At 76.1% G+C, this 2,750-nt stretch carries 2 protein-coding genes and 1 pseudogene; 1 reads left to right on the top strand and 2 read right to left on the bottom strand.

From position 1 onward, the window contains the following. Both WDV06_RS36635 and WDV06_RS36630 read right to left on the bottom strand, forming a co-directional pair. A pseudogene (locus tag WDV06_RS36635) lies at nt 1-258 on the bottom strand (hypothetical protein); the annotation flags it as partial. Nucleotides 259-360: 102 nt separating this feature from the next. Beyond that, complete coding sequence (locus WDV06_RS36630; protein ID WP_395514127.1) at nt 361-585, bottom strand: hypothetical protein; 225 nt, start codon at nt 583-585, stop codon at nt 361-363. 359 nt (nt 586-944) lie between these two features. Between WDV06_RS36630 and WDV06_RS36625 the strand changes: the two genes are divergently transcribed. After that, nucleotides 945-2,750: ABC transporter substrate-binding protein (locus WDV06_RS36625; protein ID WP_395514126.1), on the top strand; the 1,806-nt coding region annotated here is incomplete at its 3' end.

The raw sequence follows: 2,750 nt of genomic DNA, 5'->3' as shown, positions 1-2,750 counted from the left end.
GGGGGGGGGGGGGGGGGTGGGGGGGGGGGGGGGGGGGGGGGGGGGGGGGGGGGGGGGGGGGGGGGCGGCGGGGGCGGCCCCGCCCCCCCCCCCCCCCCGCCAGGTCGAGTAGACGATGAAGGCGAGCAGCCCGGCCGCGGTGCCGGCGGGGGCGAGCCACCACCGGTCGGTCCGCAGGTGCCGGGCCGTGATCGCGGCCCGGGAGGGGGAGTGGACCCCGCCGGGCCGTTGCCGGGATGGTTCCGTGCTGGTGGCCAAGGAGAACTCCGGGTGGAGTGCGATGAGGGGTGGCCCAGGAGGCCCGGCCGCTCGCGCGGCCGGGCCGGATGGGGTGGTGCCGAAGGTGGCGGGAGCCGGGTTTCAGGGGGCGCGGCGGTCGCGGACGCCGAGGCCCTCGTCGTCGGTGTCCGTCCACTTGGACTGGTCGTACGGGGTGTCCGGGACGGAGACCATCCCGGACGGGCCGGCGGGCGCGGGGGCGGCGGCCGGCGACTGCCGGGCGACGTCCTGCTCCAGCCGTTCCACCGAGCGGACCAGCTCGTTCAGGTTGCGTCGTACGGCCGTCAGATCGTCTTGCAGGGACATGACGTGACCTCACTTCCGCGGGGATGCGGTGGCAACGCTCACGGGCGCCTGCGAGTGTCGCGCCTCCCGTCCCCGGTTGTGAAGGGACGTGCAGCGATTCCGGGCGCGCAGGCGCAAACCGTGCGCCCCTCCCTGCCCCCATTTTCATCCCTCGAACGAGGGAACGCCCGTCCGGGCCGCAACCCGGATTGGTCCGCACGGGTGGGGTTCGCGGCGTGGCGCGGGCCCGGTCCGAAGGACCCGGCGGGCTGTCCATTTCAGTGGGTTCCGGCACCAGTGTGATCAGCTCCATATACCGCCGAACGTGATCAAGGCCCCCCTCTTTCACGGCTCCACGCCCCGCCCCGGAGGTACCACCCATGACGCAGAGAACGCGCAGGTCCTTGGCGCTCCTCACCTCGGGAGTCCTTGCACTGCCGCTCCTCGCGGGCTGCGGGGCGGGTGAGGACGACGGCGGGCCGGCCGCCGCCGGACCGGACATCGCGCTGACGGCGCGCGAACAGGTCGCCGACGGCGGGGTGCTGCGGTGGGCGGTGGACTCCCTGCCGGAGACCCTGAACAGCTTCCAGGCGGACGCGGACGCCACCACCGGCAGGATCGCGGGGGCGGTCCTGCCCCAGCTGTTCACCCTGGACGCCAAGGGGCGGCCGGTGGCCAATCCGGACTACCTGGAGAAGGCCGAGGTCATCGAGCGCGAACCCAAGCAGGTCGTGCTGTACCGGCTGAACCAGAAGGCGGTGTGGAGCGACGGACGGGAGATCGGCGCCCCCGACTTCGTGGCGCAGTGGCGGGCCCTGAACGGCAAGGACTCGGCGTACTGGACGGCCCGCAACGCCGGCTACGAGCGGATCGAGAAGATCGAGCGCGGCAAGAACGACCTGGAGGTCAAGGTCACCTTCGTGCGCCCGTACGCGGACTGGCGCTCCCTGTTCACCCCGCTCTACCCGAAGCAGGTCATGGGCACCCCGGAGGCCTTCAACGAGGGGGCCCGGGGCGCCCTCAAGGTCACGGCCGGGCCCTTCAACCTGGGGGCCGTCGACAAGAAGACCGGCACCGCGGCCCTGACCCGCAACCCCCGCTGGTGGGGCCGGCCCGCCAAGCTGGACAGCCTGGTCCTGACGGCGGTCCCCCGCGCCGGCCGGCCGGCCGCGCTGGCCGCGGGCAAGGTCGACCTGGCGGAGGTCGACCGCGCGGGCGCCGACCGCATCGCCCTCGCCCACCGCGACGCCGGCCGCGTCGACGGCAGCCACGGTCCGGGCGCCTCCCTGACGCCGGCGCAGGCCACGCTCTCCTGGGCGCTGGCCCACGGCACCGACGAGGCCAAGGCCAGGGAGGAGCAGGAGAGCCGGCAGAAGAACGACGAGGCGGTGAAGAAGTACGCGGACGAGCAGTCGGCCCTGCGCGGCTTCGAGGTCCGCAAGTCGCTGGAGCCCTCGTACACCCAGCTGGCCATGAACGGGGCGTCCGGCCCGCTGTCCGACGAGCGGGTCCGCCGGGCGATCGCCCGGGCGCTGGACCGCAAGGAGCTCGCGGAGATCGTGCTCAAGCCGCTCGGCCTGCCGGCGAAGCCCGTCGGCAGCCACCTGGCCCTGGCCGGGCAGCAGGCGTACGCCGACAACAGCGACGCCCTCGGCGGGCAGGACACCCACGCCGCCCAGGCCCTCCTCGCGGACGCCGGCTGGCGCAGGGGCGGCAAACTCACCGAGCCGGCCGCGAAGGCGGGCCCGGAGGGCGAGGGAGCGACGGACGACGGCAAGACCAGGGCGGGCGGTGCCGGGGCCCCGGCGGGCGCCAAGCCGGGGCCGGGCGACGGCACCGGCGACGACGGCCTCTACATCGTGGGCCAGGACGACGGCCGCAACGGCGCCGTGCGCCGCGACCGCCCGGACCGCCAGGGCCGGGCGGGGGGCCGCGCGGCCCTCGTCGCGGGCCCGCGGGTGCTCCAGGAGGGCCCGGCCCCCTTCGCGGGGGAGCCCGCCCTGGGCGCCCCGGGCGAGCGGCCCTCGCCGGCGCTGGCCCCGGCCTCCCTGGCCGCCCAGCAGGAGGAGGCCCTGCTGGCGCAGGCGGGCGCCATCGAGGACGGCAAGCGGGCCGCGGCCGCCGCGGCGGCCAGGGCGGACGGAGAGGACGGCGGCGAGGACGCCAAGGAGCCCGCGCGGGCCACC

The sequence above is a fragment of the Streptomyces racemochromogenes genome (assembly GCF_044129415.1).
GTDB lineage: Bacteria > Actinomycetota > Actinomycetes > Streptomycetales > Streptomycetaceae > Streptomyces > Streptomyces racemochromogenes_A.
This window is presented reverse-complemented; position numbering and strand designations above follow the sequence as displayed.

What these genes read in the sequence shown, in the direction of transcription:
- WDV06_RS36630 (WP_395514127.1), bottom strand. Translation starts at nt 585, where the DNA reads ATGTCCCTGCAAGACGATCTGACGGCCGTACGACGCAACCTGAACGAG.